General features: G+C 73.7%; 19 protein-coding genes and 2 tRNA genes. 9 read left to right on the top strand and 12 right to left on the bottom strand.

What is annotated here, in order from left to right:
• Positions 1-13: 13 nt before the first annotated feature.
• Complete coding sequence (locus OG774_RS11030) at positions 14-856, bottom strand: LysR family transcriptional regulator (RefSeq protein WP_328309342.1); 843 nt, start codon at positions 854-856, stop codon at positions 14-16.
• A gap of 70 nt (positions 857-926) precedes the next feature.
• Between OG774_RS11030 and OG774_RS11035 the strand changes: the two genes are divergently transcribed.
• Entirely contained in the window at positions 927-1,625 is a 699-nt protein-coding gene (locus OG774_RS11035; RefSeq protein WP_328309344.1) for an SDR family oxidoreductase, read from the top strand.
• Between the two features lie 4 nt (positions 1,626-1,629).
• Here the strand turns inward: OG774_RS11035 and leuD are convergent, their stop codons facing one another.
• Both leuD and leuC read right to left on the bottom strand, forming a co-directional pair.
• Complete coding sequence (gene leuD / locus OG774_RS11040) at positions 1,630-2,217, bottom strand: 3-isopropylmalate dehydratase small subunit (protein WP_328309346.1); 588 nt, start codon at positions 2,215-2,217, stop codon at positions 1,630-1,632.
• Between the two features lie 13 nt (positions 2,218-2,230).
• Complete coding sequence (gene leuC / locus OG774_RS11045; RefSeq protein WP_328309347.1) at positions 2,231-3,652, bottom strand: 3-isopropylmalate dehydratase large subunit; 1,422 nt, start codon at positions 3,650-3,652, stop codon at positions 2,231-2,233.
• Between the two features lie 57 nt (positions 3,653-3,709).
• Between leuC and OG774_RS11050 the strand changes: the two genes are divergently transcribed.
• Together OG774_RS11050 and OG774_RS11055 are read left to right on the top strand one after the other, a co-directional pair.
• The gene (locus OG774_RS11050; RefSeq protein ID WP_328309349.1) at positions 3,710-4,408 is read left to right on the top strand and encodes an IclR family transcriptional regulator; all 699 of its coding nucleotides are present in this window, start codon (positions 3,710-3,712) and stop codon (positions 4,406-4,408) included.
• Positions 4,409-4,417: 9 nt separating this feature from the next.
• Positions 4,418-5,308, top strand: a complete 891-nt coding sequence (locus OG774_RS11055; RefSeq protein WP_328309351.1) for a polysaccharide deacetylase family protein — start codon at positions 4,418-4,420, stop codon at positions 5,306-5,308.
• A gap of 9 nt (positions 5,309-5,317) precedes the next feature.
• On the opposite strand, the gene OG774_RS11060 is transcribed toward OG774_RS11055, so the two are convergent.
• Complete coding sequence (locus OG774_RS11060; protein WP_328309353.1) at positions 5,318-5,884, bottom strand: hypothetical protein; 567 nt, start codon at positions 5,882-5,884, stop codon at positions 5,318-5,320.
• Between the two features lie 279 nt (positions 5,885-6,163).
• Complete coding sequence (locus OG774_RS11065) at positions 6,164-7,591, bottom strand: ferredoxin reductase family protein (protein WP_328309355.1); 1,428 nt, start codon at positions 7,589-7,591, stop codon at positions 6,164-6,166.
• Positions 7,592-7,845: 254 nt separating this feature from the next.
• Between OG774_RS11065 and OG774_RS11070 the strand changes: the two genes are divergently transcribed.
• Positions 7,846-8,022, top strand: a complete 177-nt coding sequence (locus tag OG774_RS11070; RefSeq protein WP_274193340.1) for a hypothetical protein — start codon at positions 7,846-7,848, stop codon at positions 8,020-8,022.
• Positions 8,019-8,675, top strand: coding sequence for a hypothetical protein (locus OG774_RS11075; RefSeq protein ID WP_328309358.1), 657 nt, complete (start codon positions 8,019-8,021; stop codon positions 8,673-8,675). Before OG774_RS11070 ends, OG774_RS11075 begins: the two co-directional genes overlap by 4 nt.
• A 5-nt stretch (positions 8,676-8,680) precedes the next feature.
• On the opposite strand, the gene OG774_RS11080 is transcribed toward OG774_RS11075, so the two are convergent.
• From OG774_RS11080 to OG774_RS11095, 4 genes are all read right to left on the bottom strand, one after another.
• The gene (locus OG774_RS11080) at positions 8,681-9,385 is read right to left on the bottom strand and encodes an alpha/beta fold hydrolase (RefSeq protein ID WP_328309360.1); all 705 of its coding nucleotides are present in this window, start codon (positions 9,383-9,385) and stop codon (positions 8,681-8,683) included.
• A gap of 51 nt (positions 9,386-9,436) precedes the next feature.
• Positions 9,437-9,733, bottom strand: coding sequence for a DUF3040 domain-containing protein (locus OG774_RS11085; RefSeq protein ID WP_328309362.1), 297 nt, complete (start codon positions 9,731-9,733; stop codon positions 9,437-9,439).
• A gap of 193 nt (positions 9,734-9,926) precedes the next feature.
• Positions 9,927-10,139, bottom strand: a complete 213-nt coding sequence (locus OG774_RS11090; RefSeq protein ID WP_328309364.1) for a hypothetical protein — start codon at positions 10,137-10,139, stop codon at positions 9,927-9,929.
• Positions 10,140-10,463: 324 nt separating this feature from the next.
• Positions 10,464-11,336, bottom strand: coding sequence for an imine reductase family protein (locus tag OG774_RS11095; RefSeq protein ID WP_328309366.1), 873 nt, complete (start codon positions 11,334-11,336; stop codon positions 10,464-10,466).
• A gap of 57 nt (positions 11,337-11,393) precedes the next feature.
• Between OG774_RS11095 and OG774_RS11100 the strand changes: the two genes are divergently transcribed.
• Positions 11,394-11,780, top strand: a complete 387-nt coding sequence (locus OG774_RS11100) for a MerR family transcriptional regulator (protein WP_328309368.1) — start codon at positions 11,394-11,396, stop codon at positions 11,778-11,780.
• A gap of 27 nt (positions 11,781-11,807) precedes the next feature.
• Here OG774_RS11100 and OG774_RS11105 read toward each other — a convergent pair whose 3' ends face one another.
• Positions 11,808-13,727 (bottom strand): S9 family peptidase, encoded by a 1,920-nt coding sequence (locus OG774_RS11105; protein WP_328309370.1) that lies wholly within the window; start codon positions 13,725-13,727, stop codon positions 11,808-11,810.
• Between the two features lie 168 nt (positions 13,728-13,895).
• On the opposite strand from OG774_RS11105, the gene OG774_RS11110 reads away from it, so the two are divergent.
• Together OG774_RS11110 and OG774_RS11115 are read left to right on the top strand one after the other, a co-directional pair.
• Positions 13,896-14,729: an SAM-dependent methyltransferase gene (locus OG774_RS11110; RefSeq protein ID WP_328309372.1), complete on the top strand. Its 834-nt coding sequence runs from the start codon at positions 13,896-13,898 to the stop codon at positions 14,727-14,729.
• Positions 14,730-14,740: 11 nt separating this feature from the next.
• Positions 14,741-15,205: a GNAT family N-acetyltransferase gene (locus tag OG774_RS11115; RefSeq protein WP_328309374.1), complete on the top strand. Its 465-nt coding sequence runs from the start codon at positions 14,741-14,743 to the stop codon at positions 15,203-15,205.
• An 88-nt stretch (positions 15,206-15,293) separates the two neighbouring features.
• Here OG774_RS11115 and OG774_RS11120 read toward each other — a convergent pair.
• Positions 15,294-15,366 (bottom strand) — tRNA-Glu (locus tag OG774_RS11120).
• A 48-nt stretch (positions 15,367-15,414) separates the two neighbouring features.
• Positions 15,415-15,486 (bottom strand) — tRNA-Gln (locus OG774_RS11125).
• Positions 15,487-15,662: 176 nt separating this feature from the next.
• Between OG774_RS11125 and ileS the strand changes: the two genes are divergently transcribed.
• Entirely contained in the window at positions 15,663-18,830 is a 3,168-nt protein-coding gene (gene ileS, locus OG774_RS11130; protein WP_328309376.1) for an isoleucine--tRNA ligase, read from the top strand.

Here is an 18,830-nt window from a genome sequence, read left to right on the forward strand (position 1 = left end):
GGGTAGCCTAAGTTCAGAGCCGGGACGCCACGCGCACCAGATCGGCGAGGCCCCGCACCCGGCTCTGGGGCGGCCACGCCAGGAGGGTCGTCACGCGGGCCGCGTCGACCACCGGGACCGCGACGATGCCCGCGGGCAGGCCGGCGCGCACGGAGTCCGGCAGCACCGCCACCGCGCGCCCGAGCATGACGAGCTGCTGGAGCTGGGCGCCGTCGTGGACCTGCGGGCCCTCGCCCGGGGAGAACCCGCCGTCGGGACGGGGCCAGCGGGGCAGCGGCAGGTCGGCGAGGTCGGCCGTGCGCAGCTCGGCGCGGCCGGCGAGGGGGTGCCCGGCCGGCAGGAACAGGGCCTGGCCCTCCTCCGCGAGCTCCTCGGTGTCGTAGCCGTCGGTCACGTCGAAGGGCCGGTGCAGCAGGGCCACGTCGGCCCGGCCGTCGCGCAGCACCCGCTCCTGCTCGCCGGGCCCGCAGAGCGTGACGTCGACCTCGACCGCCCCGGGCTCCGCGGCGTACGCGTCGAGCAGCTTCGCGAGGAGCTCCTGCGACGCCCCGGCCTTCGCGACCAGCCCGAGCACCGGGCGCGCGCCGGCGGCCCGCCGGGTGCGGCGCTCCGCGGCGTCGACCGCGTCGAGCGCCGCCCGGCCCTCGGTGAGGAGGACCACGCCGGCCTCGGTGAGCGCCACGGCCCGAGTGGTGCGGTCGAACAGCGGGGCGCCGAGCCGGCGCTCCAGCGCCCGGATCGCGCGCGACAGGGGCGGTTGGGCGATCCCGAGCCGCTCGGCCGCCCGCCCGAAGTGCAGCTCCTCGGCGACCGCGACGAAGTAGCGCAGCTCCCGGGTCTCCACCCCCTCATTCATACCCCCGGGGTATCGCCGCGCACCGAGACGGTCTTGGATCGCCGGCGGCGACCGGGCCGAGCATGGCGGCATGACAACAGCGCTGATCACCGGGGCGAACAAGGGCATCGGCTACGAGATCGCCGCGGGCCTCGGGGCCCTCGGCTGGCGGGTCGGCGTCGGCGCGCGCGACGACCGCCGTCGCGAGGAGGCCGTCGAGAAGCTCCGGGCCGAGGGTGTGGACGCCTTCGGGGTGCCGCTCGACGTCACCGACGACGAGAGCGTGGCCGCCGCGGCAGCCTCCCTCGACCGGCTCGACGTCCTCGTCAACAACGCCGGCGTCACCGGCGACACGCCCCAGGACCCGAGCACCATCGACCTCGACATCCTGCGGACGGTGCTGGAGACGAACGTCTTCGGCGTCATCCGGACCACGAACGCGATGCTGCCGCTGCTGCGCCGCTCGGAGCACCCCCGGATCGTGACCGTGTCCTCGACCGTCGGGTCCCTCACGCGCCAGAGCGCCGGTCGGGCCGGCCCGGTCGCGATCGGCTACTCGCCGTCCAAGACCTACCTGAACGCGGTGACGCTCCAGTACGTCCGGGAGCTCGAGGGCACGAACATCAAGATCAACCTGGCGTGCCCGGGCTACGTCGCGACCGACCTCAACGGCCACCGGGGGCACCGCACCACGCAGCAGGGCGCCGCGACGCCCATCCGCCTGGCCACCCTGCCGGACGACGGCCCCACCGGCGGCTTCTTCGAGGACGCCGGCGAGGTTCCCTGGTGACGTGTCAGACGGTGGTCGGCTTGTGGGCCGGCCGCGTCGCCTCGTAGGCCTCGATGGCGTCGGCGGAGCGCAGGGTGATGTCGACGTCGTCGAGGCCTTCGAGCAGCCGCCAGCGGGCGTAGTCGTCGACCGTGAACCGCACGACGAGGTCGTCGGCGGTGATCGTGAGCGCCTCGAGGTCGACGGTGAGCTCGAGGCCCGGGCGCTCCTCGATCTTCTTCCACAGCAGCTCGACGTCGGACTGCTCGACGGTGGCGGCCAGCAGGCCCGCCTTCGACGAGTTGCCCTTGAAGATCTCGCCGAAGCGCGACGAGATCACGACGCGGAACCCGTAGTCCATGAGCGCCCAGACGGCGTGCTCCCGGGATGAGCCGGTGCCGAAGTCGGAGCCGGCGACGAGCACCGACCCCCGGTTGTAGGGCTCGGTGTTGAGCACGAAGCTCGGGTCGGCACGCCAGGAGGCGAACAGCCCGTCCTCGAACCCGGTGCGCGTCACGCGCTTGAGGTAGACGGCCGGGATGATCTGGTCGGTGTCGACGTTCGACACGCGCAGCGGTGTGGCGATGCCGGTGTGGGTGGTGAAGGCGTCCATGTGCGGGCCCTCCTCAGGCGAACGTCAGGGTGGTGGGCGTGAGGTCCTCGGGTGAGGAGAGCGTGCCGCGCACGGCCGTGGCCGCCGCGACCAGCGGCGACACCAGGTGTGTACGCCCGCCCTTGCCCTGACGGCCCTCGAAGTTGCGGTTCGACGTCGACGCGCAGCGCTGGCCGGGCGCGAGCTGGTCGGGGTTCATGCCCAGGCACATCGAGCAGCCCGCGGAGCGCCACTCGGCGCCGGCCTCGGTGAACACGGCGTCGAGACCCTCGGCCTCGGCCTGCACCTTGACCTTCATCGAGCCGGGGACGACGAGCATCTGCACGTCGTCGGCCACGTGGTGGCCCTTGAGGACGTCGGCGGCCGCGCGCAGGTCCTCGATGCGCGCGTTGGTGCACGACCCGAGGAAGACGACGTCGACGGCGATGTCGCGGAGCCTGGTGCCGGGCTCGAGGGCCATGTAGGCGAGCGCCTTGCGCACCGCGGCCGCGTCGTCGTCGGACATCCCCTCGGGGTCCGGCACGGCCTCGGACAGCGGCAGGCCCTGGCCCGGGTTGGTGCCCCAGGTGACGAACGGCGTGAGCGCGTCGGCGTCGATGTGCACGACCTTGTCGAACTCGGCGTCGTCGTCGGTGCGCAGCTCGCGCCACGCCGCCACGGCCTCGTCCCACAGCTCACCCTGCGGGGCGTGCGGGCGGCCCATCAGGTACTCGATGGTCGTGTCGTCCGGGGCGACCATGCCGGCGCGCCCACCGGCCTCGATCGACATGTTGCACATGGTCATGCGGGCTTCCATCGACATCTCGCGCACGGCCTCGCCGCGGTACTCGAGCACGTAGCCCGCGCCGCCGCCGGTGCCGATCTGGGCGATCACCGCGAGGATGACGTCCTTGCTGGTGACACCCGGGCGCAGGCTGCCGGAGATCTCGATCGCCATCGTCTTGAACGGCCGCAGCGGCAGCGTCTGGGTGGCCATGACGTGCTCGACCTCGGACGTGCCGATGCCGAACGCCAGCGCGCCGAACGCGCCGTGGGTGGAGGTGTGCGAGTCGCCGCAGACGACCGTCGTGCCCGGCTGCGTCAGCCCCAGCTCCGGGCCGATCATGTGGACGATGCCCTGGTTGGCGTCGCCCATCGGGTAGAGCTTGACGCCGAACTCCTCGACGTTGCGCCGCAGCGTCTCGACCTGTGTGCGGGAGACCTCGTCGGCGATGGGCGCGAGGATGTCGAGCGTCGGGACGTTGTGGTCCTCGGTGGCGATGGTGAGGTCGGGACGCCGCACGGGCCGTCCGGCAAGGCGCAGCCCGTCGAAGGCCTGCGGGCTGGTGACCTCGTGCACGAGGTGGAGGTCGATGTAGAGGAGGTCGGGCTCCTGGCCCTCGCCGTGACGGACCACGTGCTGGTCCCAGACCTTCTCCGCGAGCGTGCGTCCCACTTCTCCGCCTTCTTCCTCACCCGATAATCCCATACCGTGGGACTACCATGTCGTCCTGTGGGACAGGGTAGCGGCATCGGCGTGCTCGACAAGGCGGTGGTCGTCCTCCGGGCGGCCGCGGCGGCCCCCTGCACGCTCGGGGAGCTCTGTGAGCGCACCGGGTTGCCGCGCGCGACGGCGCACCGGCTCGCGGTGGGCCTCGAGGCGCACCGCCTGCTGGTGCGCGAGCCCGACGGTCGCTGGCGCCCCGGCCCCGCGCTCGGCGAGCTCGCCCACGGTCACGGCGACCCGCTGCTCACGGCCGCCGAGGACGTCCTGCCCGGGCTGCGCGACCTCACCGGCGAGAGCATCCAGCTCTACCGCCGCGACGGCTCGGACCCCACGGTGCGCGTGTGCGTGGCCGCCGCGGAGCCGGCGAGCGGGCTGCGCGACACCGTGCCGGTCGGCGTGCGCGTGTCGATGGCCGCCGGTTCGGGGGCGAAGGTGCTCGCCGCCTGGTCGGCGGAGCCCTCCGCGTTCGCCGACCGCGTGCTCGAGGAGGTCCGCCGGCGCGGCTGGGCGCAGAGCGTCGCCGAGCGCGAGGCGGGCGTGGCCAGCGTGTCCGCCCCGGTCCGGGCCGCCGACGGCGCGGTGGTCGCCGCGGTGTCGGTGTCCGGCCCCGTCGACCGGATCGGTCGCCGCCCCGGTGCCCGCTGGGCGGAGCCGCTGCTCGCCGCCGCGCGCCGCCTGGAGAGCCGGGTCGGCGAGGCGGGGTAGGACTCCCCCATGGAGCGCGACCTCGTCGGCCACGGCCTGTCCGCCCCGTTCGAGCGCTGGCCGAACGGGGCACGCGTCGCCGTGAACATCGTCGTCAACGTCGAGGAGGGCGCCGAGGCCGCATGGTCCGACGGCGAGGGCAACGACAGCTGGGGCGAGTACGCGATCCCGATCGATCCGGCGATCCGCGACATCGGCACCGAGGGCCACTTCGAGTTCGGCAGCCGCGTCGGCATCTGGCGGCTGGTGCGCCTGTTCGAGCGGTTCGACGCGGACGTGACGTTCGGCGTGTGCGCCCGGGCGCTGGAGCGCAACCCGCCCTTCGCCGCGTGGCTGCGCGCGAGCCGGCACGACGTCCTCGGCCACGGCTACCGCTGGGCGGAGGTGACGACGATGAGCGAGGACGAGGAGCGCGCCGACCTCGAGCACGCGATGCGCGTGCTGCCCGATCTCGTCGGCCGCCCGGTGCGCGGCTGGTACGTCCGCTCGTTCCCGAGCGAGCGGACCCGGCGGCTCGCCGCCGCGCACCCCGACCTGGTCTACGACAGCGACGCCGTCAACGACGAGCTGCCGTACTGGACGGAGGTCGAGGGCCGTCGCTGGCTCGTCGTCCCCTACTCCAAGGTCCACAACGACACCCGCTACTTCCTCGCGCCCACCTACGCGACGCCGCGCCACTTCGCCGAGACGTTGATCGCGGCCGCCGACTTCCTGCTCGACGAGGCCCGCCACGGCGCCGGGGCCCGGCTGATGACCGTCGGCCTGCACCCGCGCTGGAGCGGGCAGGCCGCGCGGGCGAGCGCCGTGCGCGACTTCCTGGCGTACGTCGCCGGGCAGCCGGAGATCGCGCTGGTCCATCGCTGGCAGGTCGTGCACTGGTGGACCGAGCTCGACCTCTGACCGGCGAGTTCAGGCCGACCGAGGCTCCGGCCCGTGGATGCGCGCGAGCAGGTCGGCGACCGCCAGCTCGCGGTGCGGGGCCACGCTCCCGGGAGCGCGGGCCGTCTCGTCGCGCACCCGCGCCGCCAGCGCCGACACCGCCTCCCGGTCGCCCCGCACGAGGGTCTCGAGCGGCGCGGGGAGGCGGTGGACGCGAACGCCGTAGCGCGCGGCCAGCCGCGCCCTCGTCCGCTCCGCCAGCGCGGGTTCGGCGAACAGGACGACCGGGTAGCCGTGCTCGCCCCGCCACCCGTGCTCGGCCTCGACCACCCGGCCCCACAGGGCGGCCACGCCGACCACGGACCCACGGGTGACCTGGCGGGTCAGGCGGGTGAGGTCGGCGACGGCGTAGAGGCCGCACCGGCACGACGCCGCCGGCGCGTCGTGCCGCCCGTAGCGGCACCACGCCGTGCGCGCCTCGCCCGGCGGCCACAGCGCGCGGGTCACCGGGGCCAGCAGCCGACTTCCGCCCGGTCCCGTGCTCACCGTCCACGTCCGCCAGCCCGCGACGGCGTGCGGGAGGTCCGGCGCGTCCATCGCGACTCCCGTCGTCGGAGGGCCTCAGCATGGCGTCCGGCCGGATACTGCGTCGACGACGTTGTCGGTCATGGCGTCGGCCCCGGCGACGAGCCCGACCGTCTCGGGCCACCCGCGGTGTGGGTGCCGTCGACGCCTCGTGCCCACGCTTCGATTCTCGAAGCGTTGGTGACACCTCTGGACCGACGCCGCCTGATGCACGCGACCGTTCGGAGAACGCTTTGGTTTCGAAGCATCCGTTTCAGGTCGGCCGGGTCGGGCCGCGCTGCCCCCTTCGACTCAGCCGCCCCGCGCGGCCGCCGAGCGCGACCGCTCCTCCACCCGCGGGATCGGGATCGAGGGGTGGGTCGGGACCCGGTCGGCGGGCGAGGTCGCGTCGTTCGTCGAGCGCGTCGACCGCGCCGCCGGGACCTGCGTCGGCAACGGCCCCGTCCAGCCGAACTGCTCGCTGTGGATCCGGCCCGGCGGGACGCCCAGCTGGTCGAGGGCCGCGAGCGATCCCGTGAGCAGCCCGGGAGGCCCGCACACGTAGTACTCGAGACGGCCGCGGGCGCGGGGCAGGATCTGGGCGAGCAGGTCGGCGTCGACGCGGCGCCCCGCGGTGCGCAGCACGTCGAGGCCGAGCCGGCGGCCCAGCACCTCGAGCTCCGGGCCGAACAGCGGCTGGTCGGGGCGCTCGGCGAGGACGAGGCGGTGCAGGCGACGGTCGCCGCGCTCGGCGAGCGTGCGCAGCATGCTCATCATCGGCGTGATCCCGACCCCGCCGGCGATCAGCACCAGCCCGTCGACCCGTTCCGGCGCGTCGGGGGTGAAGCTGCCGTGCGGGCCGTCGAGCCACACCTTCTGCCCGGGACCGAGGCGGGCCAGTGCCCGGGTGAAGTCGCCGGTGGCGCGGACGGTGAGCTCGAGACGGTCGGTGAGCTCGGCGCTGGAGGCGATCGTGAACGGGTGCTCCTGGACGCCGACGACCCGCCGGTGCAGCCGGAGCCACACGAACTGGCCGGGGGCGAAGCGCAGCGCCCGACGGCGGAACACCGGGGTCAGCGCCAGGGTGGCGACGTCGGCCCCCTCGTGGCGCACGCCGTAGACGACGTAGGCCCCGCGCTGCGAGAACAGCGGCTGCCACACCCATCGGCGCGCGAGCACCGCGAGCAGCAGCAGGGCGAGGGCGGAGCACACGACCCGCATCACGGGGTCCTCGAGGAGATCACCGAGCCAGAAGACGTGCATCCCGGCCAGGGCGAGCGCCAGCGCGGCCCCGAGGATGTGGGCACGCGCCCACCACTCGTAGCGCGCCCCGCGTCGTCGTCCCCACGCGGCGGCACCCGAGAGCAGCACCATCCCCACCGCAGCCGCGTAGCCGAACTGGACGCCGAGCGACGCCGCGAACGGGTTCAGCAGCCTCGGGCTCTCGACGATCGCCGCGACCATGTGCCCGAGCACCAGCACGAGGGCGGCGACCCCGAGCCACCTGTGCCCGCTCATGATCCGGTCGATCCCGAGCGCCGTGGTCAGAGCCCGGATGCGGGAGGCGCCGACGGTCGCCAGCACCATCGCCACCGCGGCGACGATCCCGGAGAGGACGACCGCGAGCTCGAGGAGCTCGCCCGCCTCCCACCCCTGCCGTCCGAGGAACACCGCCGGTGGACCGACCAGGACGAGGATCGCGACCGCCGACCAGAGGGCCCGTCTCGCGCGCTTCGACACGACGGCGACGCTAGGGACGGCGCCCGGGAGATCCGGCGCACCTGAGAACGACTGCTCAAATCCCGAGACCAGCGGCCGTCCGCGCACGGCCGACTGCCGATCCGCTGCGCCGATCGGGGGACCACCACCCGCTCGTCCTCTCAGCACGGCGGCCCGTCCTCGCCCGGAGGCGCGTACAGTCCGCATCACCCATTCGAGTGAGACCCGGGCCACCCACTCCCGTGGCCGGGACGAACGGAAGGTGTGGTCCGCCCATGCACATCGGCGAGCCCGTCCGCATGCTGACCGTCGAGCCCGTGGTCGACCCCGTGCCCCGCGGCGACTACCCCGAGCGGTTCGCCGAGGTCGCACCGCGCGTCCCGCGCCCGACGCCGCGCTCGGGTGTCGGACGCACACCGCAGCAGGAGATCCCCGCACCCCTCACCACGTGACGGAAGCGCCCGACCTCGCGACACCGATCGTGGGGTGGCGGGTCTGGCTGATGGGGTGGGACGAGGACGGCCCGACGCTCGTCTCCCCCGTCGCACCCTTCACGTGGCTCCCCCGGGTGGCGACGACGGCGGGCTGCCGAGCCGGCTGCCCGCAGGCGCCCACGTGGGACTGCCACTGCGGCCTGTACGCGACCGCGGACCTACGGCTCGTGGCGCCCATGGTCATCAGCGCCGGCGCGATCCTCGGGTGCGCGGCGCTCTGGGGACGCGTCGTCGAGGCGACCGACGGGTGGCGCGGCGAGCGGGGCTATCCCCTCGTCCTCTTCGCGCCGACCGTCGACGGCGATGACCGACGCCGTCGCGACCTGTCGCTCGCGCGGATCCGGTCCTCCCGTCTCCCGGGCTCACGTCCCGGCGGTCTCCCCGTCGCCGCCACGACCGAGGCGCTGGGCCGCCGCTACGGCGTGCCGGCCCATCCCCTGCCCGCGGTGCCGCGGCTGGCCGTGTGGGAGTCGGACGTGGCCCGTTGCGCCGTCGCGGTCCGCGAGGAGGCGGCCCGCGGGCTGGGCGCCCGACGTCTCGGCGACCGGGACGCGGACGCCCGCTTCGCCCGCGCGGTCGACGCCATGCTCGCGGCCCTGCAGGGACGCTGAGCGCCTCATCCCCGCATCAGCAGCGCCGCGACCTCGTCGGGTGCGGTGATCATCGCGTCGTGGCCGGCGTCCAGCACGTCCAGACGCCCGCGCGGCCCGGACCCGACCGCGGCACCGAACGCCGCGAAGACGTCGGGCCCGGGCTTGGCGGCGCAGTGGACGAAGTCCCGCGGCAGGTCGGGCAGCGGAGTCCCGGGGAGCGGGTCCGCCAGGCCGCCGAGCGGGTGCGGGCGCAGCCGGGCGCCCACGAACGCGCGGTCGTCCTCGGCCCGGAGCCCCCAGCCGTCCATGGCCACGTCCGGGTCGAGGACGATCCGGCCCCTGTCGTCGACCAGGCCGCGGAAGTGGTCGCGGCGCGCGGGCGGGAGCAGGTCGAACACCGACTGTCCGGGTGCCGGCACGAAGGCGTCGAGGTAGGTGAGCCGCGCGAGCCGGTGGGACGCCCGCTGCGCGACGCCGGTGATCACGGCACCACCCGAGCTGTGGCCGACGAGCACGACCTCGCGCAGGTCGTCGATCTCGAGGACGGCGACGACGTCCTCGACGTGCGTCGCGAGACCGGTGTCCGGGGTGCCGAGGTGGGCGCGGTCGCCGACGCCGGTGAGCGTCGGCGTGTGGACCTCGTGCCCGGACGCCCGCAGCCGCGAGGCGACGCGGCGCCAGCACCACCCGCCGTGCCAGCCGCCGTGGACCAGCACGAACACGGTCATCGGGCCCTCCCTGCGCCTGCGACGCAGTATGGCGGCCCGTCGGGCGGGTTCCTACCCGCGCCGTTCCTGGATCTGGGCGGACTGCAGCGGGCTCGCCGTCCCGGGCCGCCGCCAGTGCCACACACCCATGGGCACGGCCCCGAGCGCGATCAGCGTGAGGCCGGCACCGACAGGACCCAGCGCGGCGAGCGCGACGCCGAGGACGACGCCCACGACGAGCGACGCGATCGACAGCCAGTAGGTCCGGTGGCCCTGCTCCCGCCGCGCGAGCCGCACGAGCTTCGGGTCGCTGGCCTCGATGTGGCGCTGGATGTCGCGCAGGATGTACTGCTCACGGTCGTCGAGCACCGGAGTGCCTCCTCGACGTAGGTCGGTCGAGGACCTCCGGAGCGTGCACGGGGCCAGACCGATCGTTGGGCGTCCTCCTCAGCAATTCCCCTGCTCCAGGCGTCGAAACTCGCAGCAGGTGAGCGGTTCGTCGCCCGCGGTCACCGGTTCGTGGAACGGGACGGGCGCCACCCGTCGCGCCGCGGGCTGCGCGTCAGCGACGGTGCCAGCGCACCAGTTCCACGAACACCTCGTCGAACTCCCGCAGGGAGAACTCCTCGCGGAAGCGCATGACCTCCTGGCCGGCCTCGGTCATCTCGACGAACGGGCCGTAGCAGTCGGACTCGCCGGTGACCGGGTCGACCACCAGCACCACGTACCCGTCGCAGCGGTCTAGGTCGGGGTCGCCACCGGTCACGGCGGTCACCCCGGTCCACCCCCTGGGTGGTGGACCCGGAGCCACCCGGCGAGCGGCCGGGGGGAGGACGCTCGCAGACGGTGGCCCCGGGCAGGCGGGGATACCGCCCGGGCCGAACAGGCGCGCTGCCGATCCGGGCGCCCGCCGTCGCGCACCGTACTGGCCCTTCGGTGAGCGGACAACGTCCCCCGAGGTCAGCGGCACGGTGTGTCGCCCGAGGTCGTCGACGTCCCCGGCGCGGTCCACGGGTTCGAGGGTCACGACGACGCGACGGCGCCGTCCCGCGCCGCGGTCCGCCGGGCTGGGCGGCGAGCGCGTTGCGCCGACCCCGTCCTACGCGGGCGCGAACTCCTCGACGAGGCGCGAGAACCCGTCGGCGCCGTGACCACGGTCGATGGCCCGCTGCGCGAGCCGGTGGACCAGCTCGGGCACGGCCGGGTCGACGCCCCGGCTCCGGCTGGCCGCGACGATGTGCGCGAGGGCCGCGGCGTTCATGATGAGGTTGTCCTCGTCGCCGGGGTGGCTCGCCGCGTCGACGTCCGCGGCCAGCCCGCGGAAGGTGGCCGGGAGGATCGCGGCGACCTGCTCGGCGTAGGGCGCGAAGTCGGCGCCGGAGATCCCGTCGCGACCCACGATGGCGGCGGCGTGGAGGAACGAGGCCATGCCGGCGAAGAACACGTCGAGCATGCCGAGGTCGAACAGGGCGGCGCGTCCCGGGTCCGCGCCCAGGTAGTCCGTGCGTCCGAGGGCCTCGAGCGTGGTCCGGTGCTCCTCGTGCACCCCGGCCGCCCCGCTGTAGAGGACGAGCGCGTCGGGCGTCCCCACCAGCGGCGTCGGGACCATGATCGTTCCGGCCAGGACGTCGGCGCCGAGGTGTGTCAGCCGCGCCGCCGCGTCGCGGGCCTGCTCCGGGGTGCCGGACGTGAGGTTCACCAGCGTGGCGCCCGCCAGATCCTCGCCGAGGGGATCGAGCACGGCGGCGACGGCCGCGTCGTCGAGCAGGCAGACGACCGTCAGCGCTCCGGCGGCCACGGCTGCTGCGGGGTCCGGGGCGACGCGGGCGCCCTCGGCCACGAGGGCCTCGGCGCGGGCGGAGGTGCGGTTCCAGACGGTGACGGGGTGGCCGGCGCGCAGCAGGGCCCGGGCCAGGGCCGCCCCCATCGCACCGAGGCCCAGGACGGTGACCGGTTCGTTCTCGATGTCCATGTTGAAGGACGGTAAAGTCTCACACCAGTGTGAAGGTCAAGTCCGGAGGGCCGACTCGTGCGGATCGGTGAGCTGGCGCGACGCGTGGGCGTGGCACCCCGCCTGCTGCGCTACTACGAGGAGCAGGGGCTGCTGCGCCCCCGGCGCACCTCCTCGGGCTACCGCGAGTACGGCGAGGCGGACGTCGACGTCGTGCACCACGTGCGCACGCTGCTCGCCGCCGGGCTGTCCACGACCACCATCGGCGAGCTCCTGCCCTGCATGGGCGCCGACGGCGAGCGCCTGATCGCGAGCTGCCCGGAGCTGCTGGACGACCTCCAGCGCGAGCGGGACCGCCTCACCGCCATGATCGACGAGCTCACCGGCGCCCGCGACGGGCTCGACGCGGTCATCGCCACGGCGGGCCCGGACGACGTGCCGGCCTCGTCGTCGGGCCGTTCGTGATCCGGACCTGAGGGGTCGAGCCCGGGCTCAGCCGATCCCGCCGCGCCCCCCGAGGTGCTCGGCGAAGTGCCGCTCGATCGCGCGGTAGAGCCGGAACCGGTTCTCGGGGTTCGCGAACCCATGGCCCTCGTCCTGCGCGACGAGGTACTCCACCGGGACCCCGCGCTCGCGCAGGGACGCGACGATGTTGTCGGACTCCGCCTGCACGACGCGGGCGTCGTTGGCGCCCTGGGCCACCAGCAGCGGGGTGCGGATGCGGTCGACCATCGTGATCGGTGAGCGCGCCAGCATGTCCGCCTCCTGCTCGGGGACCTCGGGGTCGCCGACGTAGCGGTACCAGTTGGCCACCATGTAGGGCTTCACGAACGGCGGCAGCGTGCGCATGAAGTTCGCGAGATCCGAGATGCCCACGTAGTCCACGGCCGCGGCGAAGCGGTCGGGCGTCACCGTCACGCCGACGAGTGCGGCGTATCCGCCGTAGGACCCGCCGTAGATGCCGACGCGCTCCGGGTCGGCGTAGCCCTCCCCCACGGCCCAGTCGACGGCGTCGAGGAGATCGTCGTGCATCGTGCCGGCGAGCTCGCCGATCGCAGCGAGGGTGTGCCACCGTCCGTACCCCGAGGAGCCACGGAAGTTGACGTGCAGCACCGCATACCCCCGGTTGGCCAGGAACTGCGCCTCCGGGTCGTAGGACCACGAGTCGTGCGCCCACGGCCCGCCGTGCACGACCACGACCAGCGGCAGGCCTGCCGGCTCGACACCGACCGGCAGCGTCAGGAACCCGTGCAGCGGCAGCCCGTCGCGGGCCGGGAAGCCGACCGGCGTGCGGGGCGCCAGGTCGGCCGGATCCAGGTGCGGGAGCGGACGGAACAGCAGGCGGCTCTCGCCGGTGCCGTGGTCGTAGAGCCAGGTCAGACCGGGCTCGCGGTCGTGGATGAACGACGCGACCCACCGCTGCCCGCTCTCGTCCGACGACAGCGTGCCCAGCACCCCGTCGGAGAGCTGCGAGAGCGCGGCGTACACCTCGGCGAAGTGCGGGTCCACCACCTCGATGACGGGCCGGTCGCCGACGAAGCGGGCCGCGAGGACCTCGCCGGAGGCGCGGTCGGTGAACACCGTGGGCGGCATGACCGGGGCCGCGGTGCCCATGATGTCCAGGCTGTGTCCCTCGACGGCCGCGACCACGGTCTCCTCGCCGGTCTCCCGGTCGATCCGGACGAGCCGCAGGTCGTCGGAGTCTTGGTAGATGCCCACCAGCAGCCCCGTCCCGTCCGGCGTCACCCTCTGCGGCTGGATACCCGTCGGGTGCTCCGGTCCGCCGACCCGACGCAGGAAGCGCTTCTCCCCGGTCTCGGCGTCCACCGCGGAGAACTCCTGGGTGCCGTCGTCGGCGAGGTAGGAGTAGAACGCCGGCCGGCCGTCGCGGTCGACCAGGAAGTCGCCCCGCGGCTCGGGCTGCTCGAGGTGCACCGTCGTCTCGCCGGTGGCGACCTCGACCCAGAACAGGTCGAGGAACATCGGCCGGCGGTTCATCGAGACGAGCACGTACCCGGGCGCCGACCGGACCGGCTCGAAGCCGACCACGCGTGACCCCTCCGGCAGGGGCGTCAGGTCGACGGCCGGCGTGTCCGGCGCCTCGAGATCGACCCGGTGGAGGTGCCAGTCCTCGTTGCCGTCGGTGTCCTGGAGGTAGAGCAACCAGCGCGGATCGTCGGTCCAGGAGAAGGTCTTGATGCCGCGCCGGGCGTCCTGGGTCACGCACACCGCGTCCGCGTGCTCCTCGTCGATCCCGCGCACCCACACCTGGGTGCGGCCGTACCGCGGTGCCAGGTAGGCCAGGCGCGTCCCGTCCGGCGAGATCGACGGGTGGGAGAACGCGGGATCGGCGAAGAGCTCCTCCACCTCGATCGGCCTCGGCAGGGTGGCGACACGAGCGGTGTCGGTCATCGGGCACTCCGTTTCTCTCGGTGCGTGTTCGAGCGAGCAGGTCCGAGGACGACGGAACACCGTGCCGTCGCGGCACACTCAAGCCCGAGCGGTGCGCCCCACACCCGTCCGACCGGTCCGGTGCGACGATCACCTCGCCGGGTGTCGTGCGCAGGGACGGAGCGTGTCTTGACTGCTGGAACGGGCGACGAGCACCGTTGGCCGGAGCCCGAACGAGCGCTGGAGGCCGGCATCGACTTCGACCGCGCCAACGCCGCCCGGATCTACGACTACATGCTGGGCGGGGCGTACAACTTCGCCGTCGACCGCGAGCAGGCCGCGAAGATCCTCGCCCAGAACCCGGACATGGACTACGTCTGCCGCGCGAACCGGGACTTTCTGCGGCGCGCCGTGGAGTGGTGCCTCGCGCAGGGCATCGCGCAGTTCCTCGACCTCGGCTCCGGGGTCCCGACGGTCGGCAACGTCCACGAGATCGCCCTCGCCCAGCGTCCCGACGCGCGGGTGGCCTACGTCGACTTCGAGCCCGTCGCCGTCGCCCACGCCCGCGAGCTGATCGCGGGGTACGACCAGGTCAGCGTCACCCGCGCCGACATGCGCGAGATCGACGGAGTGCTCGGCGCCCCCGGCGTGCGGGATCTGCTCGACCTGACCCGGCCGGTCGCGCTGCTCACGGTCGCGGTGCTGCACTTCGTCCCCGATCCCGCCCTCCCCGCGATCCTCGGCCGGTACCGGGACGCGCTGGCGCCCGGCAGCGTGCACGTGATGTCGCACGGCAGCGCGGACCACGACGACCCCGACCTCGCCGCGCGGACGCGCGCCATCCAGGACGGCTACCGGGGCAGCGCCACCGAGGTCGTCCTGCGCTCGCGCCCGGAGATCACCGAGCTCCTCGGTGGGCTCGACCTGGTCCCGCCCGGCATGGTCGACATCGTCGACTGGCCCACCGCCGGCCACGGCGAACGCCCCACCGGCGGCTACGCCGCGATCGCCCGCGTGGTCTGAGCGGTCCGGCGATGACGGCTCCCACCCCCTGGTCCCTGCGCGACGCGAGCCCCGACGACCTCGAGGACGTGCTCCGCGTGTGGCGACGCGCGGTCGAGGCCACGCACGACTTCCTCGCCCCGGCGGACGTCGACGGGTTCGAGGTGCAGCTGCGCCGGGAGCTCCCGCGCCTCGTCCTGCGGCTCGCGACCGATCCCGGCGACGGGTCGGTCGTGGGGTTCCTCACCGCGCGCGGCGGCGAGGTCGACGGGCTGTTCGTCGATCCCTCCGTGCACGGTCGGGGTGCCGGGACGGCGCTGCTCGAGGAGGTGGCCGCCCACCACCCGATCCTCACGCTGGACGTCAACGAGCAGAACCCCGCGGCCCGCGAGTGGTACCGGCGGCGGGGCTTCGTCGAGATCGGACGCTCCGCCACCGACGCCGACGGCAAGCCGTTCCCGATCATCCACCTGCGGCGCTCCGGCACTCGCGGGTGAGCCAGGAACCGCGAACCCCCAGAACGACGAACCCCGCGAACGACGAACGCGGTGCACCGGAGAGCCGGTGCACCGCGTCGGTGTGGTGTAGCCCCGAGGGGATTCGAACCCCCGCTACCGCCTTGAGAGGGCGGCGTCCTAGGCCGCTAGACGACGGGGCCCTAGGAGAACGGTGACGACCCTAGATCACGGTCGGACACTGCTCGCAGCTGGGGTACCAGGACTCGAACCTAGAACAACTGAACCAGAATCAGCCGTGTTGCCAATTACACCATACCCCATGGCGATCACCGAGCGTGACGAAGCGCCGCGCTCGACGACGCCGACAAGTCTAAGACATCGGCCCCAGCGGGTTCGACACCCCCCGCGGCCGCGCCGGGCCCGCAGGTCAGAACCGCCTCGGAGGCCCCGGTAGGCTGGCTGAGTTGGGCTGCCGCACCACCAGGAAGATCGAGACGTGAGCTCTCCGCCGTCCCCCGCCACCGGCAAGGCCGCGTTCGCCGCCCTGCCCGCGAGCGTGGACCTGCCCGCCGTCGAGCGCGAGGTGCTGGCCCGCTGGGCCGACCGCGACGTGTTCCGTCGCAGCCTCGAGCGCACCGCGGGCGGTGAGCCGTGGATCTTCTACGAGGGCCCCCCGACGGCCAACGGCCAGCCCGGCACCCACCACGTCGAGGCCCGGGCGTTCAAGGACCTCTTCCCGCGCTTCAAGACGATGCGCGGCTACAGCGTCCCGCGCCGCGCCGGCTGGGACTGCCACGGCCTCCCGGTCGAGCTCGCGGTGGAGAAGGAGCTCGGCTTCACGAGCAAGGGCGACATCGAGAAGTACGGCATCGCGGAGTTCAACGCCGCCTGCAAGGAGTCGGCGCTGCGCAACGTCTCGGCGTTCGCCGCGATGACCGAGCGCATGGGCTACTGGGTGGACCTCGACGAGGCCTACCTGACCATGGCGCCGCGCTACGTCGAGAGCGTCTGGTGGTCGCTCAAGACCATCTTCGACAAGGGCCTGCTGGTCGAGGACCACCGCGTCACCCCGTACTGCCCGCGGGACGAGACGCCGCTGTCCGACCACGAGGTCGCCCTCGGGTACGAGGACGACGTCGACCCCTCGGTCTACGTGCGCTTCCCCCTGACGGACGGGGTCTGGGGGGCGAGCGGAGCGACGGGGGAAGAGACTGCCGGCGCCGACCTGCTGGTCTGGACGACGACGCCCTGGACGCTGCCGTCGAACACCGCCGTCGCCGTCGCCCGCGACATCGTCTACGTCCGGGCGACGACCGCCGCCGGGGACGACCTCGTCGTCGCCGAGGACCTGCTGTCCGTGCTCGGTGAGGACGCCCGGGTCACCGATCGTCTGACCGGCGCCGACCTGCTCGGCAGCCACTACCGCCGGCCGCTCGACCTCATCGAGGACGCGCGCTTCGGAGACGCGCACCGCGTCGTCCACGGCGACCACGTCACCACCGACGCCGGCACCGGCCTCGTGCACATGGCGCCCGCGTTCGGCGCCGAGGACCACCTCGTGGCCAAGGCCGAGGGCCTCGAGATGGTCAACCCGATCGGCCCGGACGGGCACTTCTACGCCGACGTCCCGCTGGTCGGCGGGATGTTCTTCAAGGGCGCGGACCCGACGCTGGTCGACGAGCTGCGCGCGCGGGGCGTGCTGTGGCGCTCCGAGTCCTACGAGCACTCGTATCCGCACTGCTGGCGCTGCCACACGCCGCTGATCTACTACGCGCTGCCCTCGTGGTTCATCCGCACCACCGAGATCCGCGACCGCCTGGTCGAGGAGAACGAGCGGACGAACTGGTACCCGCCGCACATCAAGCACGGCCGTTACGGGGGGTGGCTCGAGAACAACGTCGACTGGGCGCTCTCGCGCAACCGCTACTGGGGCACTCCGCTGCCGATCTGGCGCAACGACTCCGACCCCTCGGAGATGGTCTGCGTCGGCTCGCTCGCCGAGCTGGGCCGGTGGGCCGGCGAGGACCTCTCGGAGCTGGACCCGCACCGTCCCTTCGTCGACGACGTGACGTTCCCGGCGCCGTCGGGCAGCGGCACGATGCGCCGGGTCACCGACGTCATCGACGTCTGGTACGACTCCGGCGCGATGCCGTTCGCCCAGTGGGGCGCGCCGCACCACCACGAGGCCGACTTCGAGCAGGCCTACCCCGCGCAGTACATCTGCGAGGCCATCGACCAGACGCGCGGCTGGTTCTACTCGCTGATGGCCGTGGGCACGCTGGTGTTCGACCGGTCGTCCTACGAGAACGTCGTCTGCCTGGGCCTGCTGCTCGACGAGCAGGGCCGCAAGATGTCGAAGCACCTCGGCAACGTGCTCGACCCGTTCGAGCTGTTCGACTCCCACGGCGCCGACGCCGTGCGCTGGCTGATGCTGGCGCAGGGCTCGCCGTGGGTCGACCGCCGCGTCGGGCACGAGGCGCTGCGCGAGATCGTCCGCAAGGTCCTGCTGACCTACTGGAACACCGCGTCGTTCCTGGTCACCTACGCGAACGCGTCGGGCTGGCGGCCCACCGGCGAGCCGGTGGAGAGCACTCACCCGATGGACCGCTGGGTGCTCGGCGAGCTCGCGGGCTGCGTCCGCGAGGTCACGCGCGCACTCGACGACTTCGACTCCTCGAGCGCCGGGCGCGCGATCACGTCGTTCGTCGACGGCCTGTCGAACTGGTACGTGCGCCGCTCGCGCCGCCGCTTCTGGGCGGGCGAGCCCGAGGCCCTCGCCACGCTGCACCACTGCGTCGAGACGCTCTCACGGCTCATGGCGCCGTTCACCCCGTTCACCACCGACCACCTCTGGACGCTGCTCCAGGGCGACGTGGTCGAGGGCGCGCCCGACTCGGTGCACCTCACCGACTGGCCCGAGGTCGACGAGGCCGCGATCGACCGCGGGCTGGCGGACCGGATGGCGCTCGTGCGCCGGGTCGTCGAGCTCGGCCGCTCGACGCGCGCCGCCAGCGGCGTGCGCACCCGCCAACCCCTGGCCCGCGCCGTCGTGGCCGCGAACGGGTTCGGCGCCCTCGAGGACGGCCTGCTCGCCGAGATCGCCGAGGAGCTCAACGTCGCGCGCGTCGAGGCCGCCGGTGCGGACCTCGTCGAGGTGACGGTCAAGCCGAACTTCCGCGCGCTGGGCAAGCGGTTCGCGAAGCGGACCCCGGTCGTCGCGGAGGCCGTGAAGGCCTCCACCGACACCCCGGTCGACGGCACGCTCACCGTCGTCGTCGACGGCGAGGAGATCACGCTGTCCGGCGACGAGATCCTCGTCGAGGAGAGCCCGCGCGAGGGCTGGGCGGTGCGCTCCGAGGGCGGCCTGTCGGTCGGCCTCGACACCGAGCTCACCGACGAGCTGCGCGCCGCCGGGCTCGCCCGCGACGTCGTGCGGGTGGTGCAGGAGGCCCGCAAGACCCGCGGCCTCGAGGTGTCCGACCGGATCGCCCTCACCTGGACCGCCGGGCGCGCCGACGTCGCCGACGCCGTGCGCGCGCACGCGGGCACCATCGCCGAGGAGGTCCTCGCGGTGTCGATGACGGAGGGCACCGTGAACGGGGACGCCGCGGCGCACTCCGACGACCTCGCGCTCGCCGTCGCCATCACGCCGACGGAGGTCTGA

Origin of the sequence: Actinomycetospora sp. NBC_00405 (assembly GCF_036044095.1) — a bacterium.
Classification (GTDB): domain Bacteria; phylum Actinomycetota; class Actinomycetes; order Mycobacteriales; family Pseudonocardiaceae; genus Actinomycetospora; species Actinomycetospora callitridis.